General features: G+C 32.6%; 15 protein-coding genes and 1 pseudogene. All 16 read right to left on the bottom strand.

What is annotated here, in order from left to right; all coding sequences use genetic code 11:
- Window positions 1–1,434: a menaquinone biosynthesis decarboxylase gene (locus DZ64_RS0108620; protein ID WP_024790234.1), complete on the bottom strand. Its 1,434-nt coding sequence runs from the start codon at window positions 1,432–1,434 to the stop codon at window positions 1–3.
- Entirely contained in the window at window positions 1,403–1,651 is a 249-nt protein-coding gene (locus DZ64_RS0108615; protein WP_024790233.1) for a phosphoglycerate mutase family protein, read from the bottom strand. Before DZ64_RS0108615 ends, DZ64_RS0108620 begins: the two co-directional genes overlap by 32 nt.
- Window positions 1,651–2,823 (bottom strand): class I SAM-dependent rRNA methyltransferase, encoded by a 1,173-nt coding sequence (locus DZ64_RS0108610; RefSeq protein WP_024790232.1) that lies wholly within the window; start codon window positions 2,821–2,823, stop codon window positions 1,651–1,653. The genes DZ64_RS0108615 and DZ64_RS0108610 overlap by 1 nt, the downstream gene beginning before the upstream one ends.
- Entirely contained in the window at window positions 2,820–3,920 is a 1,101-nt protein-coding gene (gene ychF, locus DZ64_RS0108605) for a redox-regulated ATPase YchF (protein ID WP_024790231.1), read from the bottom strand. Before ychF ends, DZ64_RS0108610 begins: the two co-directional genes overlap by 4 nt.
- Window positions 3,921–3,991: 71 nt before the next feature.
- Window positions 3,992–5,356, bottom strand: a complete 1,365-nt coding sequence (locus DZ64_RS0108600) for a leucyl aminopeptidase (protein WP_024790230.1) — start codon at window positions 5,354–5,356, stop codon at window positions 3,992–3,994.
- Window positions 5,357–5,992, bottom strand: coding sequence for a DedA family protein (locus DZ64_RS0108595; RefSeq protein ID WP_024790229.1), 636 nt, complete (start codon window positions 5,990–5,992; stop codon window positions 5,357–5,359).
- Window positions 5,992–7,191, bottom strand: a complete 1,200-nt coding sequence (gene trpB, locus DZ64_RS0108590) for a tryptophan synthase subunit beta (RefSeq protein WP_024790228.1) — start codon at window positions 7,189–7,191, stop codon at window positions 5,992–5,994. Before trpB ends, DZ64_RS0108595 begins: the two co-directional genes overlap by 1 nt.
- Before the next feature lie 11 nt (window positions 7,192–7,202).
- On the bottom strand, window positions 7,203–7,745 hold the full coding sequence (locus tag DZ64_RS0108585; protein ID WP_024790227.1) for an adenine phosphoribosyltransferase: 543 nt from the start codon (window positions 7,743–7,745) through the stop codon (window positions 7,203–7,205).
- Window positions 7,746–7,753: 8 nt separating this feature from the next.
- Window positions 7,754–8,317: an elongation factor P gene (gene efp / locus DZ64_RS0108580; protein ID WP_024790226.1), complete on the bottom strand. Its 564-nt coding sequence runs from the start codon at window positions 8,315–8,317 to the stop codon at window positions 7,754–7,756.
- A 9-nt stretch (window positions 8,318–8,326) separates the two neighbouring features.
- Window positions 8,327–9,895, bottom strand: a complete 1,569-nt coding sequence (gene serA, locus DZ64_RS0108575) for a phosphoglycerate dehydrogenase (protein ID WP_024790225.1) — start codon at window positions 9,893–9,895, stop codon at window positions 8,327–8,329.
- Window positions 9,896–10,342, bottom strand: coding sequence for a hypothetical protein (locus tag DZ64_RS0108570; RefSeq protein WP_024790224.1), 447 nt, complete (start codon window positions 10,340–10,342; stop codon window positions 9,896–9,898).
- Window positions 10,339–11,496, bottom strand: a complete 1,158-nt coding sequence (locus DZ64_RS0108565) for a S1 RNA-binding domain-containing protein (protein WP_024790223.1) — start codon at window positions 11,494–11,496, stop codon at window positions 10,339–10,341. The genes DZ64_RS0108570 and DZ64_RS0108565 overlap by 4 nt, the downstream gene beginning before the upstream one ends.
- Window positions 11,487–12,263 carry a 4-hydroxy-3-methylbut-2-enyl diphosphate reductase gene (locus tag DZ64_RS11045; RefSeq protein WP_051430024.1) on the bottom strand — a complete coding sequence of 259 codons (777 nt, stop codon included), beginning with the start codon at window positions 12,261–12,263 and terminating at the stop codon, window positions 11,487–11,489. The genes DZ64_RS0108565 and DZ64_RS11045 overlap by 10 nt, the downstream gene beginning before the upstream one ends.
- 50 nt (window positions 12,264–12,313) lie before the next feature.
- Window positions 12,314–13,601 (bottom strand): annotated as a pseudogene (gene aroA, locus DZ64_RS14195) (3-phosphoshikimate 1-carboxyvinyltransferase).
- On the bottom strand, window positions 13,598–15,841 hold the full coding sequence (gene ytpR, locus DZ64_RS0108550; RefSeq protein ID WP_024790221.1) for a YtpR family tRNA-binding protein: 2,244 nt from the start codon (window positions 15,839–15,841) through the stop codon (window positions 13,598–13,600). Before ytpR ends, aroA begins: the two are co-directional and overlap by 4 nt.
- Window positions 15,838–16,821 carry a phenylalanine--tRNA ligase subunit alpha gene (pheS, locus tag DZ64_RS0108545; protein ID WP_024790220.1) on the bottom strand — a complete coding sequence of 328 codons (984 nt, stop codon included), beginning with the start codon at window positions 16,819–16,821 and terminating at the stop codon, window positions 15,838–15,840. Before pheS ends, ytpR begins: the two co-directional genes overlap by 4 nt.
- Between the last annotated feature and the right edge of the window lie 9 nt (window positions 16,822–16,830).

Below are 16,830 nucleotides of genomic sequence, written 5' to 3'. Positions count from 1 at the left end.
TTATATTATCTGGTATTTTCTGAGTTCTTCTTCACTAATTCCCTCAATCAATCCTAATTTTTGTAACTTTTCTATAACTTTTTGTTCCACATCAACATCTGGCGGCCATTCACGCTTAAATCCGTCAAGCTTATTTTTATTTGTCCCGTCAATTCCTATTATTTCATCTATCCAGACATCACGCAAAGCGTCAATATTGTTTGTTACTCTCCACACAAGCATATAAGGGTTATTTGTCTCATTAGTATTTATAAAAACAACTATTCTTATATTATTTTTTAAAGCTTTAATATTCTCAAAAATATCACGGGCTTTTTTTTCTTTTTTATATTTAATTACGCATATTGGATTTTTCGTATCGGTAAAATACTGCTTTACTCCTTCAATTAATGGTTCAATTTCTTTTAATTTTTTTAACAATTCTTCATCGCTTAAAATATTCAATTTTTCATTTTTCACTTTTAATTTTTCACTTTTAGTTGCGTCTATTCCAAGTTTTCCGCCGACCAGTTCTTCAATGCTTGAATGATCAAGCTCATCAACTATTCCTTTTGAAATTAAAATTTTTTCTTTATCAAAATTATTTAAAATATATCTTGTTAAATTTTTATAATCCCTAAGGGCCGGTGCATCATCCCCAACAAAAACAGCATGTTTTACAAAGCTCATCTGTCCCGTTCCCCATAAAGAGTGCATTATTTGAAGAGAATGTCCCGGGTATCTTGGAGCAATTTTTGCCAAAATCAGATTATGAAAAACTCCGTTTTCAGGCATTGCATAATCAATTAAATCCGGAGCCGTAGTTTTTATAAGAGGCAGAAAAATCCTCTCGGTTGCATACCCCATATATTTGTCTTCCAAAGGGGGTTTGCCCACAACCGTTGCATAATATACAGGTTCTTTTTTTGTAGTAATAACCTCTACATTCATAACAGGAAAAGGCTTTTTAAGCGTATAATACCCGGTATGGTCTCCGAACATCCCTTCAATTTCTATTTCATTCGGATTACACCATCCTTCAATCACTATATCCGCATCTGAGGGCACTTCCAAATCATTGCTTATGCATTTTACAAGTTTTGGATTTTCTCTTCTTATAAATCCATAAAGCATAAGTTCAAATATCCCGGGCGGCATTGGGGCCGTTGCACACCATGTATAAAGAGGGTCTCCCCCTATTGCAATACTTACAGGCATTTTAAGCCCCGCTTTTTTATATTCCCAAAACAGATGTGCACTGTCTTTATGAATCTGCCAGTGAAGTCCAAGTCTTTTATTATCATATATCTGAAGTCTGTACATTCCGACATTTCTGCTCTCTCCGTCAATACTTTTTGTATAAACCTGTCCCATTGTTATAAATTTACCGCCGTCAAGAGGCCAGGTTTTTAAAATCGGCAAATCATTCAAATTTACCGCTTCTAAATTCAGCATTAGGATAAAATTCTTTTAAAATTTCGGCAGTTTCTTTTGCACGTGTTGCTTTTGAAGTAATTATAAAATTTATTACAGGATAAATGTTTTTAACGGCCTTAAAAAATTCTTTTGCCCTGATTTTTCCTTTTTCTATCAGCGGCCTGTCAAAGTCATGTCCTCTAAACTCATACTTTTCCATCGCCAAAGAATGTCTGATAAATAAAAATTTTTTCATTATACCCTCCTTAAGAGTACTCCTGTTAAATAAAGCGAATTTGGAATATTCAAAATATACGGATGGTCAACATCCTGTTTAAGAAATTCAATAACTTCCAAATTGCATTTGTTTATTATACTACTACTTAACGCCAAATCCAACAAGTCTCTTGAATTAATGGCATTAGAACAGCTAAAAAGTGCCAAATATCCATTATTTTCAAGAATATTAAGCGAATTTACAATTAAATATTTCCATCCTTTAAGCGCACCTCTTTTAGCTTTTTTATTTTTTGCAAATGCCGGAGGATCAATTATTATTAAATCATATTTCTCTTTTTCATTTTCCAAAAATTTAAATACATCGGCTTTTATTATTTCATAATTGTTAATATTATTTAATTCGCAGTTTTTTTCTATCTGAGAACAGGCTAAAGCAGAAATTTCTACAAATTTAGTAAAATGGGCATTTGCATATATTCCAAATCCTCCTGCGTTTGCAAACAAATCTAATATCTTTTTATTACCATATTCACCTACAATTTTTCTGTTTTTTCTCTGATCAAGAAAAAACCCTGTTTTTTGACCTTCTTTTAAATTGGTTAAAAATTTTTTATCATTTTCAATTATCAAAAATTCATCATCCACATTTCCAAAAAGAGTTTCATTTATAATTTCTAATCCCTCTTTTTGCCTTATTTTATCACCTTTTTCATATATGCCTTTTGGATTTAACAAATCTATTAAAATTTCAATAATAACGCCCTTAAAATTATCCATTCCGGCAGTTGTAAAAGAAACAACAAGATTATCTCCGTATTTGTCTACGATAAGTCCCGGTAGAAAATCCGCTTCTGAGTGTATAAGTCTAAGAGAATTAGAATAAAATTTTTTCTCCAAACTTAACATAATATTTTTACTATTTAAATCGGCACCCCTGTTTTTTAAAGCTTTTTTAATTCTTTCATAAAAAAATTTCCTCTCAATTTGTGTTTTTTCAAAACTTATAACCCTTGCACTGATCTTACTTAAAGGGTTTATAAAAGCAGTTGCCACATATTCTCCGTTATAAATCAAATCGACAACACTTCCTTTGTCGCAATCGGGAATATTTATCAGTTCGTTTTTATAAACCCATGGAAATCTTTTTTTTAATTTTTGGAAAGCCTCTTTAGTTATTTCTACTTTCATACATTAAACCTAAAATGCATTACATCACCGTCTTTTACAATATATTCTTTTCCTTCCAGCCTCATAACGCCGGCTTCTTTTGCACCCTGTTCGCCATTATATTTTATAAAATCCTCATAACTTATAACTTCGGCCCTGATAAATCCTTTTTCAAAATCTGTGTGTATTACTCCGGCCGCCTGAGGGGCTTTTGTACCTTTTTTAATCGTCCAGCTTCTAACTTCAATTTTTCCTGCCGTAAAATAACTTATCAAATTTAGTTTTTCATACGCTTTTTTGATAATCTGATCAAGTCCGCTTTCGCTTGCCCCCATACTCTCTAAAAATTCTTTTCTTTCCTCATCGCTCATTCCGACCATTTCTTCTTCTATTTTCGCACATAGTTTTATTACTTCCCTGTTGTTTTTATTTGCATATTCTTTTAGAGCTTTTACATATTCATTGTCCTCAGCCAATCCCTCTTCATCAACATTTGCTCCGTAAAATATTTCTTTATTTGTTAAAAAACTGAGTTCTCTTTCAAGTATTTTAAAAGCATCTTCATCTTTTTTTGGAAAAGTACTGACCGGATTTCCCTCAGCCAGCCATTCCATAAGCTCCTCGGCTAACTCAAGCTGGGCTTTAGCTTCTTTGCTTCCTTTTGCCTGTTTTTGTAGTCTTTCTATCCTTCTTTCAAGAGTCTGAATATCGGCATATAAAAGTTCCTGTTCTATTATTTCCACATCCCTTATGGGATCTACGCTGTTTTCCACATGAATAACATTAGGATTTTCAAAACATCTGACCATATGCAAAATTATATCTGTCTCACGAATGTTTGCCAGAAACTGGTTTCCAAGACCCTCACCTTTACTTGCACCTTTGACAAGTCCCGCAATATCTACAAATTCTATGGTTGAATATTGAATTCTATTTGGATTTACTATTTTGGCAAGCTCGTCAACTCTTTCATCCGGTACAGGAACTATAGCTTTATTAGGTTCTATTGTACAAAACGGATAATTTTGAGCTTCAGCATTTTGTGTTTTTGTAAGTGCATTAAACGTGGTGGATTTTCCAACATTAGGCAGTCCGACAATTCCAACTTTCATATATATTTTCTCCTTAGTTTTTATGAAATTATATCTTATTTTAATTATTTTTTATTTTGGGAAAATAAGAAGGAGAATCAAAGAGATTTTAAGTAGTTTATAAACGTATCAACCCCGAATCCGCTTGCACCGTGGGGATTAAATCCCCACTCTTTTTCTACAAATGCTGGTCCGGCAATATCCAAATGAGTCCATTTGTCTTTATTTTTTACAAACTCACTCAAAAACACTCCAGCAGTAAGCGCACCGCCGTATCTGCTTGAAGCAATGTTACAGATATCGGCAATATTGCTCTTTAACAGTTTTGGCAAATATTTATTAAACGGAAGATATGCAAAATGTTCACCAGCCAATTGCGCATTTTTAATAATATTTTCTATTTTTTCTTTATTAAAGCCCATTGCACCGGCTGTATAATCTCCAAGGCCTACGACACAAGCTCCTGTAAGAGTGGCAAAATCATAAATTTCATCATATTCTTTAATTTCTTCATCAGCGTAACACAGACAGTCAGCCAAAACAAGTCTTCCCTCGGCATCTGTATTTCTGACTTCAATAGTTTTTCCATTTTTTGCCCTTAATACATCATCGGGTTTATAAGCGTTTCCGCCTATCATATTTTCAGCCGCTCCCAAGATGACATGAACTTCTATATCGAGTTTAAGCTCACTTACAGCTTTTATAATTCCAAGAACTGTAACCGCACCTGATTTATCACTTTTCATAGTTACCATATAATCGGCGGGTTTTAAGCTTAACCCCCCGCTGTCATAACATAACCCCTTACCGATTAATACAATTTTTCTTTTAGGATTTTTCGGTTTATATGTTAAATGAATAAGCCTTGGAGGATTTGAGCTTGCTTTTCCCACGGCATAAAAAGCATGATATCCGTTTTCATATAAATAATTTTCATCATAAATTTTACATTCAAGTCTGTTTTCTTTTGCAACATCTTCGGCAATTGCTGCAAGTTTTGGCGGTGTTATTTCATCCGGAACAGAATTGATGACATCTCTTACAAAATTTATTGTATTTGCTCTTATTTTTGCTTCTTTTATTAATTCATCAAAATCTCTTTTTGAATTAATCGCTATTTTTTTAACCGGATGAGAGGCTTTTTCACTTTTATATTTGTCAAATTCATAATCGCCTAATATAAATCCTTCAAAAAAGGAAATTAAAATTTCTTCTTTTTTGGTATTTGGAGGCATAATTTCCACACTTTCAAATTTATATTTTTTAAGAGATTTTATAATTTGGGCACTTGCTGTTTTTACATTTTCGGCATTGATTTTTTCAATCCCGACATAAATTCTTTTTTTTTCAGCCAAAACCAAAACTTCGCCGTCTTTTCCGTTAAATCCGTATTCTTCGAATTTTTTTGCTCCGTTTATAATAATTTCTGCTTTAACTTGACCTTTTCCTTTAATAAATTCCATTTAATCCTCCTCTTTTTTATTTAAATACCAAAGAAATGAAAACAATATTATTACAAAAGTTACACCGAAATACCAATGATGTTTCAAGAATTTTAAAATTGCCAAAATCTCCTCGCCGAATATATAACTTGGGATTATTGTAACACCAGCCCAGACAAATGCACTAAATAAATTAACCAAAGCAAATTTCTTTGCATCATAATTCAAAATACCTATTGTCATTGGAATAATCGTTCTCATCCCATAAATAAATCTTTGTATAAAAACTACCCATATACCATATTTCTTAAGAAGCAGTTTTGCTTTTGCAAATTTTTTTCTGTGCTGTGTTAATTCTTTTAAAATCCATTTTCTGTTAAATCTCCCGAGATAAAAATATATCTGGTCTCCACTGAATCCCCCCAGTGTGGCGACAATAATGGCAAGCTCCAGATTCATATCACCTGTATGTGATAAAACACCTGCCATAACAAGTCCGGTTTCACCTTCAAATATACACCAAATAAATAAAATTATATATCCGTATTGTTTAAGAAGATAAATTAAATTCTCTTCACTGAAAAATTCTTTTATGGAATGTAAATCAAAAGCCCAAATAAAACTTATAAACAGTGTTAAAATTAAAAATTTTTTCATTAAATTTCAAATTTCAAAATTTTTTTTGCACTCATCATATCTTTATCTCCCCTGCCGGAAAGATTGACAATGACTATTTTATCTTTTATATTCTCTAATTTTTTTAAATAAGCTACGGCATGAGAACTCTCAAACGCCGGAATAATTCCCTCTTTTTGACTTAACCATACAAAAGCATCCAAAGCCTCTTTATCAGTTATATAATCGTATTTAATTCTTCCGGCTTCATAATGAAATGCATGTTCCGGCCCGATTCCCGGGTAATCAAGTCCGGCTGAAATGGAATAAGCTTCTTTAATCTGTCCTTCCTCATCCTGAAGGAGATAACTCATTTGGCCATGTAAAACTCCAGGTCTTCCAGCGTTTAAACTAGCTCCATGTTTTCCACTTTCAATTCCAAGCCCCCCTGCTTCAACTCCAATACATTGAACATTTTTTTCTTCTAAAAAATGCGAAAATACACCCATTGCGTTGCTTCCTCCCCCTATACATGCTATTACATAATCGGGAAGGGAATTTTCCTTTGCCAAAATCTGAGCTTTTGCCTCATATCCTATTATAGCCTGAAAATCCCTAACAAGCATAGGATAAGGATGGGGACCCGCAACAGTTCCTATTACATAAAAGGTATCCCTTGCATTACTTACCCAATATCTGATTGCTTCATTCATAGCATCTTTTAATGTTCTGCTGCCGCTTTTTACAGGATGCACTTTTGCACCCAAAAGCTCCATTCTAAAAACATTGAGTTCCTGTCTTTTTACATCTTTTTCACCCATAAAAACATCACATTCAAGTCCGAAAAGTGCCGCAGCAGTTGCTGTTGCAACACCGTGCTGACCGGCACCCGTTTCTGCAATTACTTTCTTTTTACCCATTTTTTTTGCAAGTAACACCTGACCTATGGTATTGTTTATTTTATGCGCACCTGTATGGTTTAAATCTTCTCTTTTTAAATATATTTTTGCATTAAGCTCTTTACTTAAATTCCCAGCATAATATAAATTTGTGGGACGTCCGATATATTCTTTGTAATAATAATCCATTTCTTTCCAAAAATTTCTATCAAATCTCACACTTTTATAAAAATTTTCCAATTCTTCAAGAACAGGCATTAATGTTTCAGGTACGAATTTTCCTCCGAATTTGTCAAAATGCCCTTCTTTATCAGGATCATATATAGGTTTTGGAATATACATTAATTTCCTTTTTAATTTTTAACTTTTAAAAGTGAATCCACTTCAACTCCAAGCTCTTTTAATCTTTTTTCCCCATCTAAAAATTCAAGTTCTATTAAAAATGCACAAGCTTCTATTTTCCCCCCGATTTTTTGAATAAGTTTTACAGCCGCTTCAGCGGTTCCGCCTGTTGCGATTAAATCATCAACAAGTAAAATTTTCGGATTTTGGCATTCTCTAAAAGCGTCAATATGAATCTCTATTTCATCAAATCCGTATTCCAATGCATATTTTTCACTGACAGTGGTAAAAGGAAGCTTTCCTTTTTTTCTAAGGGGAACAAAACCTTTTTTAATAGCATAGGCTATTGCCGAACCGAAAATAAAACCTCTGCTCTCAATCCCGCATACAAAATCGACATCTTTATATTTATCTGCAAAATAATCGATAACTTCGGCAAAAAGCCCCCCGTTATTAAGCAGTGTTGTAATATCTTTAAAAATTATTCCTTTTTTAGGATAATCAGGAATATTTCTTATAGATTTTTCTATTTTTTTAGCCAATTTATTTTTCATTTTTTTGCCTATTTTACTTTTTCCAAATAATCACCCGTACGTGTATCAACTCTTATTTTATCACCCTCGAGAATATGACAAGGAACTGTCACAACAGCCCCTGTTTCGAGTGTTGCGGGTTTTCTGCATGCCCCGCTTCTGTCTTTGTTGCTTACAGGCTGTGTTTCAATTACACTAAGTTCAACACTTCCTGGAAGCTCAACACCTATAACTTTTCCGTTATGAAATAAAATGTCCACTTCCATTCCGTCTAAAAGAAACTGTTTACTTTCTTCAAAAACACTTACATCCACCGGAATCATTTCATAAGTATTTGTATCCATAAAATAATAAATATCCCCTTCATTATAAGAATATTGATATTTTTTCCTTTCAAGATGAGGCTCATCCGCTTTATCCCCTGCATGAAATGTTTTTTCTATCACCCTGCCGTCAATTAAATTTTTGAGTTTTGTTCTTACAAACGCCGCACCTTTTCCGGGTTTTACATGATGATATTCAACTATTTTATAAGGTATACCGTCTAGTTCTATATTTAAATATTTTTTTAAATCATTCATACTGTATGCCATATTTCCTCCTTAAATTTCCGCAAAAGCCACACTTAAAGCGGCTTTTAAGTTTCTAAGTTCATTTAATACATCTTCATTAACATGATTATCTACAATAATAACAGCCATTGCCTGACCTTTTTGGTTTCTGCCCAGTCTGAAATCGGCAATGTTTATTTTGTTTTTCGCAAGTGTCATTCCGACTTCACCTATTACCCCGGGTACGTCGGTATTTTTAAAGAATATCATTTTACCTTTAGGCTCAAATTCCAAATCAAATCCTTTAAATTCAACAATTCTCGGATATTCATCAAGCATTGTGCCACTTATGGAATATTCCCCTTCATCGGTAATTATTTTTATATTGATAAAATTTTTATAAGTAGTGTTTTTAATTTCTTGGGTATTTAATTCAATTCCTTTTTCTTTGGCCAAAAATTCCGCATTTACATAATTTACACTGTCTGTGATATTTTTAAGAAGCCCCACTACTGTAAATGTTAAAACAGATTTTTCTTCTTTAGCGATATCCCCGCTTAAATTTACTTTTACTTTTTTGATTGATTTTTTAATTATTTGAGAAAGGATATATCCCATTTTTTGGGAGAGTTCAAGATATTTAATAACCCATTCAGGTGTATTTGCCGTATTAATAGGAAGATTAAGAGCATTAGGATAACTGCTGCCCCTGAGGGCTTCTATAATGGCTTCGGCCGCCTGGGTTGCGATTCTTCTTTGTGATTCTACGGTATTTGCCCCTATATGAGGTGTAACAGATATGTTTTCGAGCTCAAAAAACGGATGATTTGTAGCCGGTTCTTTTTCAAAAACATCTATTCCAAGCCATCTTATTTTACCTGATTTCAATCCTTCGTAAACATCTTTTTCATTATATAAACCTCCTCTGGCACAATTGATTAACACTACCTCGTCTTTCATTTTTTCAATTTCTTTTTTTGTAATCATATTTATTGTTTCAGGTGTTTTAGGAGTATGGATTGTAATAAAATCACATTTTAATATTTCCTCAAAATCGGTTGTATAATTACAACCTAAATCTGTTGCTTTGCTTGGATCGATATAAGGGTCATATGTAATTACTTCCATTTCAAGTGCTTTTGCTCTCACTCCCACCCTGCTTCCTATATTTCCAAAACCTATAATTCCGAGTTTTTTACCTGCAAGTTCAATTCCAAGCCATTTTTCCCTGTTCCAAACATGTTCTTTTTTCAAATTCCATACAGCATTTGTAAAACTTCTTGCCCCTGCAAATAAATGAGCCATTGTAAGTTCAACTGCTGCCAATGTGTTTGCCGTAGGAACATTCATAACAATAATACCTCTTTTAGAACAGCTTTTGATATCAACATTATCAACCCCTACCCCCGCTCTTACAATTGCTTTTAATTTTTTAGCTGATGTAAGAAATTTTTCATTTACAGGCGTTGGGCTTCTCGTAATTACACCATCAGCATCTTCAATTACATTTAAAAGTTCATCTTTTGAAAGTCTACTTGCATCAACGAGTTCAATATCTTTTGCTTTTTTTAGTATTTCAAATCCGGTTTTGTGAATTGGATCGCAAATTACTACTTTCATTTAAATCCTTTTTATTATTTTTTGTAATTTTATCGGAAAATTATAATTTTTAAATAAATTCAATATATTTTCAGCTTCTTTTAAATTTTTAAAAATCACATAAACTGAAACATTTTTTTGTTTAATCATTGAATAAGGGACTTTTTTGGTTTTCAAAATTTCCAAAACATTAAAAAGCGAAAACCTGTCTGTACCTTTTATTATTATTTTATATAAAATAACTGTTTTTATTTTTTTAAAATCAATTTTTTCAAATAAAACCCTTGCGGGAAGGGCATTATATTTAAAATTAAAAATTTCAGGAAATTTTTCAGGTTTACTTGTCTTAATTTCAACTTTTTTTTCTTCATATTTTTGCCAAATAAAATTTGGTTTTGAAATTTTAACATAAGTTAATACAAGCAAAGAAAAAATTAAAACGCTTAGCAAAGAAATTATTATTTTCATTCAGCAAGCTTAATTTTATCTCCATTAAGTTCTATAATTTTACCTTGGAATTCATCGCCCACATTATATTCATTTTTCATATCTTCTTTTCTAACCAGTGCTTCAACATCCCCTAAATCTACAAAACTTCCAAAATCAGTAATATGTTTGACTTTTCCTTTTACATTATCTCCAATTTGATAATTTTTTGCAAATTCTTCATAAGGATTTGAAAGAACATCTTTTCTTGAAACAATCACTTTATTATTTTCCGGCTCTATTGTAATTACTTTTACTTCTATTTCATCGCCGATATTTAACACATCGCTTGCTTTTTCCCCTTTTTTAAAACTTACAAATTTATTTGGTAAAAGAACACTTATTCCGTCTATTTCAACAAAAGCGCCTACATTTATAAATTTTGTAACAACACCTTTTAATATGTCGCCTTTTTTATATTTTTTAGAAAATTCTTCGGCAGGTTTATCCAAAAGATTTTTTCTGCTAACTCTCAGTTTTTCTTCATCCGTGTTAATTTCCACTATTTCAACATCTATTTCCTGCCCCAGAGTTAAATCATTCATACCGTCCCAGTTAATTTCACTTATATGCAAAAATCCCTCAGCCCCGTTTCCCAAATCAACAAAAGCGCCGTAATCTGTAATATGTGAAACACTGACTTTTACAACATCGCCTTTATTTAAATCTTTAATTTCTTCCCAAGGGTTAGGCAGGGCTTTTTTAATGGAAAATATTCTTCTTACAGGATCAACAAGCATTACTTCAACATCATCTCCGACACTGATATATTTCTTATGATCTATTTTTTTATAAAAAATTTCATCTTTTGGAACAAAACCGCTGATTCCGTCTATATCTATTACAAGACCGGAATTTTTAACCTTTGTAACATTTGCAGATATTATTTTCTCTTTTAAGCTCTCTAATTTTTCTTTTATTTCATTTAAATATGCTTTTCTATCAACTACAACAGAATTTTCTTTAAATTCTTTTACCTTTGCTTTTACCTTTTTACCGATTACACTTTCATCTTCTTTAAGACCGCTCAGGCTTTTTGGCAAAAATATTTCACTATCGTCTATATGGGAAATAAATCCGCCTTTTATTATTTTTTCCACATTAAATTCAACTATATCACCGATATTCAATTCCATGTTACTTCCTTTATTTTTGAGATTATTTTTTCTACCAGCCATTCCGGAGTCGAGGCACCGGCACTGATTCCGCAAAGCTTTTTTCCTTTAAACCACTCGGGGTTTATTTCTTTTTCATTTTCTATTAAATGGCTCTGGGCATACTCTTTTGCAATATTATATAACTGTTTTGTATTAGAAGAGTTTTTACCACCTATAATTATCATTATATCCGCATCTTTTGCAAGAGCCCTTACAGCATCCTGATTCTCAAATGTTGCATTACAGATGGTGTTGAATACCCTGACTTCTTTATAATTTTTTATTAAATAATCAGTAATTTTTAAATAATCCTGAATTTTTCTTGTAGTTTGTGCAACCGTCGCTATATGCTCTTTAAGTTTTATTTTTTTAAGTTCATCAATATCCAGCACAACAAAAACCCTCTCATGAACGCTGTAACTCATAACACCTTTTATTTCAGGATGATTGATATCCCCGAAAATTACAATATCATATTCAAGTCTGCTCATCTCCTCCACAATTTCTTGGGGTTTTTTAACAAAAGGGCATGTGGCGTCAATTATTTCAACTTTTTTTTCTTTAAGCTTTTGTAAATCTTTTTTCGGAATACCGTGGGTTCTTACAATCACCCTTTTTATGTTTTTATCTATTTTTTCAATTGAATCAACATAATTTACATTATAATTTTTGGCAAGCCTTTTTATTTCAAGTGGATTATGTATAAGCGGACCTAGTGTAACGGCATTTTTAGAATTTTCGGCAATTTCAACCGCTCTTTTTACACCAAAACAAAATCCCTAAATTTCGGGCTTTTTTAATCAGCATTTTCCACCCTGAACTTAGCTATTTTATTAAACAGATTAAAAAAATTAGGAAAAGATGTGTTTATACAATCAATATCAATAATTTTAACAGGGCACAAAAGCCCCAAAATTGCAAAGCTCATGGCAATTCTGTGGTCTCCGAATGAATTTACGGTTCCGCTTTTTGGAAAAGAGCCCGTTATTTTATATCCGTCTTCAGATTCTTCTGCCTCTATTCCTAAATTTTTAAGATTTTTTACAACCGCTTTAATTCTGTCTGTTTCTTTAACCCTGAGCTCTTTTGCATTTTTTACCTCGCTCTCACCCTCGGCAACTGCCATAGCGATACTTAGTGCAGGAAGCTCATCTATCAGCCATGGTATATTATTGCTAACTTCCACCGCCTTTAAATTATCGCCTTCAACTATAATATCCCCTATGGGTTCGTATTTATTCTCTTTTAAAATATATTCTATATTTGCTCCCATTTTTTTAAGAATTTCATAAGCCTCAGTTCTTGTAGGATTAAGCGTAACATTTTTAATAACTGCTCTTGATTTGGTAATGGCGGCGGCTACGGCAAAGAAAAAAGCACTGCTCGGGTCATTTGGAACTTCAATGTCAAGCGGTTCTAACTTGCTTTCAAGCGGATTGATTTCAATCTTAATTTTCCATTTTCCATTTTATATCTGCTCCCATACCTTTTAGCATTCTTTCTGTATGGTCCCTGCTTAAAAATGGCTCTCTGTAAACAGATTTGCCGTTTGCATTGAGTCCGGCCAAAATAAGGGCGGATTTAACCTGGGCGGAAGCTATTTTACTTTTATATACAAAATTTTTGAGTTTATCGCCTCTTATGGCCAAAGGAGCCAAATCACCACCCTCTCTTCCGTCTATTTTTGCGCCGATACTTCTTAAAGGATTGGCTACCCTCGCCATAGGGCGGCGTCTTAGGTATTTGTCTCCGGTTAATACAAAAAAGCCGTTGATTCCGGCTAAAAGCCCCATATATATTCTTATACTCGTTCCTGAATTTCCACAGTATAAAACATCGTCGGCTTCTTTTATCTCTTTTGGGGCACCTATAAGTATTTCATTATTATCATCTTTTATTTCGGCCCCGAGAGCTTTTGCGATAGAGAGCGAATTTAAAGTATCTTCAGCCCTTAAAAAATTTTTTATTCTGCTTGTTCCTTTTGTAAGCAAAGAAAAAATAGCACATCTGTGAGAAATTGATTTATCGGCATCTACAATAAATTCTTCATTAAATCTTTTACCTGCAACCACTTCTAAATTCATCTTAAGCTAAAACCTTTTTCTTCCAATTTTTTTATTATTTTTTGCATTATATCATTTATTTCATTGTCTGTTAAGGTTTTTTCACCCTGAATTACAAATCTGATAGTAAGTGAGTTACTTTTTCCTAAATCATAAATATCTATAGGATAAAAATCTATTAACTCTTTTATATTTAAATTATCTATTAATTCAAATATCTGTTTGTATGTAATATTTTTATCTGTAACAATGGAAAGGTCTCTGTTTACTTTTGGAAATTTATTGATAATTTTCGCCTCTTTTTTTGGTCTTTTCAATTTATTCAAATCAATTTCCGCAAAAACTGTATCTTCAATATCAAATTCTTTTTGTACTTTTGGATGCAACTTTGCCACTACTCCAATTTCTTTCCCGTCTTTTATGATTTTTGCATTTTGATATGGATGGGCTAATGGATGAGAATCATTTTGCATTAATTTAAATTCTCCTATTACAGAAGACAATTTCTCAATCATATCTTTAAATTCAACTTTTTTTGGTTTTCCCTGATTGGTTATGTTTTCAAATTCTGCATTCGAGCTGATAACATAGGCTGCTTTTGTTAATTCGACTCTGTTTTTATTATAAACACTTCCTATTGTAAATAAATATATTGATTTATATCCGTTTGCCCTGTTCCTTTTAATATCATCCAAAAGCTGCAAAAGCAGAGTGCTGCGCAGTGTTGAAAGTTCATTTACAATAGGGTTGGCCAAATCAAGCTTTTCATCAACAACTTCAAAACCATATTTTTTTAATCTCTCTTTATCATCAAACACAAAATGAATCGCTTCATAAAATCCGAGAGAAACAGATTTTAATTTTAATTCGTTTATAAAATCAATTTTGTTTATAATATCGTTTATTCTGTTTTTTTCTTCAAAATTTAAAGGTGAAGATTTTATTTCATCTATTCCGTATATTCTTAAAACCTCCTCGGAAACATCCTGAATATTTTTTACATCCGCCCTGAATTCTGGAATTTTTACCCTGAATGTCTCATCTCCTATTATTTCAATGACAAACCCAAGCTTTTTTAAAATTTCGACAATTTTTTCTTCCTCTATATTCTGACCGATAATTTCGCAAATTTCTTTACTTGAGACATTTAAAACAAGGGGTTTTTTCTCCGTTATAAAATCTATCTCAGATGAATATACTTTTAAATTACTCTCTTTTATAAAATAATCCATACCAATTTTTAAATCAGGCTCACTGCCTCTGCTCGCTTTAAAAAAATATTCATCGGTTTTGAGTTTATTAACAAATACAATTTCGCTTACATATTCAGGGTCTATATAGTTGGCGTCAATAATAAATTGAGAGGGATTTTCAAGTTTTATATCGTTTTTAATTCCGACCTGATATTTTCCGCTTTGGGTTTTTAATTCGTCAACACCGTTATTTTCTTCAAAACTGCTCTTAACGTCCGATGCAACCAAAAGCACTCCTGTGGCGTGCATTGAATATTTTATAAGTTCGTCCAAATCATTTTTTGCTTCTATTTCGCACAAACTCAGTCTGTATTTAATTTTAAGATTACTTTTAACACTTCCCTGAAAAGCTTTGATTAAATGTGAAGAATGTTTAATATCTGTTTTTTCAAATTTTACAATTCTTCCTATACCTTCTGGTATTTCTTCATATGTAAATTCTTCGGAAATTATATTTTTGTTAAATGCGGCTGCCAGTTCCCTTGCAATTCCGTATATAGAAAAACAGTCTCCACTATTGGCGGTAATTCCGAGTTCTATTATTTCATCGTTTAGATAATTTCCGGCGTATTCGCCTTTTTTGAGTTCCCCTAACGAATTGTCCAAAACCAGTATTCCTTCATGAAAATCAGGAAGACCAAGCTCCCTTGCCGCACAAATCATTCCGTTTGATTCAATTCCTCTAAGTTTCGCTTTTTTTATTTTAATTTCAGGCAATGATGCCCCTACTTTTGAAACAACAACAAACTGGCCCGCAGCCACATTTTTTGCACCGCATACAATCTGAAGTGTTTCATCCCCTACATCAACTTTACATACATTTAATTTATCTGCGTTGGGATGTTTAACGCAATCAATCACTTCCCCTATTACCACATTTTCAGGAATCTCTATTTTTTTATAACCTTCTACTTCATTTCCTATTCTGTTAAGTGTGGTTATAATATCTTCGGTTGATATACCGTCTAAATTTATAAATTCTTCCAGCCATTTTCTTGTTACTATCATTTAAACTGCTCCATAAGTCTTATATCTCCTTCATACATACTTCTTAAATCATTTATCCTGTTTATAAGCATTGCAAATCTTTCAACTCCAAGTCCGAATGCATATCCGCTTACATCTTCATACCCCACGGCTTTAAATACATTCGAATCAACCACTCCGCATCCCAAAACTTCAAGCCATCCGGTATGCGAACACACCCTGCATCCTTCGCCTTTGCAAAAAATACAGCTTATATCCACTTCTGCACTCGGTTCCGTAAAAGGAAAAAAAGAAGGTCTAAATCTGACTTTTACATCTCCGAACATATGTATTAAAAAACTTTCAAGTATAAATTTTAAATTTGCAAAACTAACTTTTCCTTTTTTATCCACCACAAGCCCTTCTACCTGATGAAACATGGGAGTGTGTGTCAAATCGTAATCCCTTCTGAAAACGGCTCCCGGACTTATTGCTCTGATAGGAGGTTTTTGAGAAAGCATTGTTCTGATTTGTACAGGGGAAGTGTGAGTCCTGAGCAGTTTTCCGTCGTTAAAATAAAAAGTGTCCTGCATATCGCGGGCGGGATGGTATTTAGGAAGATTTAACGCCTCAAAATTATGAAATTCATCTTCTATCAAAGGACCGGTTTCAACGGAAAAATTCATTCTTGTAAAAAAATTAATGATTTTATTCATTGTATCTGTAATCGGGTGAATCGCCCCTGTGGTTTTTGGAGAATATAAACTTACATCTATTTTTTCAAGTTTCATTTTTTCTTCAAGCAGTTTTTCTTCTAGTTCCACTTTTTTATTTTGAATCAAATTTATGGTTTTTTCTTTTAATTCGTTAAGTTCTTTTGCTACTTTTTTTCTTTCTTCTTCGTTTAAATTTTTTAGTTTTTTAAATTCCTGTGTAATAAGACCGTTTTTACCTAAATATTTAACTCTTAATTTTTCAAGTTCATCCAAATTAAGAGTGTTTTTAATTTCGCTTAAATCCACTAAAGCTCC

Source organism: Lebetimonas sp. JH292, assembly GCF_000523275.1.
Lineage (GTDB): Bacteria > Campylobacterota > Campylobacteria > Campylobacterales > Nautiliaceae > Lebetimonas.
Note: the sequence above shows the minus strand (reverse complement) of the source record. Positions and strands in the feature narration are given on the sequence as shown.

What these genes read in the sequence shown, in the direction of transcription:
- DZ64_RS0108620 (WP_024790234.1), bottom strand. Translation starts at nt 1,434, where the DNA reads ATGCTGAATTTAGAAGCGGTAAATTTGAATGATTTGCCGATTTTAAAA.
- DZ64_RS0108615 (WP_024790233.1), bottom strand. Translation starts at nt 1,651, where the DNA reads ATGAAAAAATTTTTATTTATCAGACATTCTTTGGCGATGGAAAAGTAT.
- DZ64_RS0108610 (WP_024790232.1), bottom strand. Translation starts at nt 2,823, where the DNA reads ATGAAAGTAGAAATAACTAAAGAGGCTTTCCAAAAATTAAAAAAAAGA.
- DZ64_RS0108600 (WP_024790230.1), bottom strand. Translation starts at nt 5,356, where the DNA reads ATGGAATTTATTAAAGGAAAAGGTCAAGTTAAAGCAGAAATTATTATA.
- DZ64_RS0108595 (WP_024790229.1), bottom strand. Translation starts at nt 5,992, where the DNA reads ATGAAAAAATTTTTAATTTTAACACTGTTTATAAGTTTTATTTGGGCT.
- trpB (WP_024790228.1), bottom strand. Translation starts at nt 7,191, where the DNA reads ATGTATATTCCAAAACCTATATATGATCCTGATAAAGAAGGGCATTTT.
- DZ64_RS0108585 (WP_024790227.1), bottom strand. Translation starts at nt 7,745, where the DNA reads ATGAAAAATAAATTGGCTAAAAAAATAGAAAAATCTATAAGAAATATT.
- efp (WP_024790226.1), bottom strand. Translation starts at nt 8,317, where the DNA reads ATGGCATACAGTATGAATGATTTAAAAAAATATTTAAATATAGAACTA.
- serA (WP_024790225.1), bottom strand. Translation starts at nt 9,895, where the DNA reads ATGAAAGTAGTAATTTGCGATCCAATTCACAAAACCGGATTTGAAATA.
- DZ64_RS0108570 (WP_024790224.1), bottom strand. Translation starts at nt 10,342, where the DNA reads ATGAAAATAATAATTTCTTTGCTAAGCGTTTTAATTTTTTCTTTGCTT.
- DZ64_RS0108565 (WP_024790223.1), bottom strand. Translation starts at nt 11,496, where the DNA reads ATGGAATTGAATATCGGTGATATAGTTGAATTTAATGTGGAAAAAATA.
- ytpR (WP_024790221.1), bottom strand. Translation starts at nt 15,841, where the DNA reads ATGATAGTAACAAGAAAATGGCTGGAAGAATTTATAAATTTAGACGGT.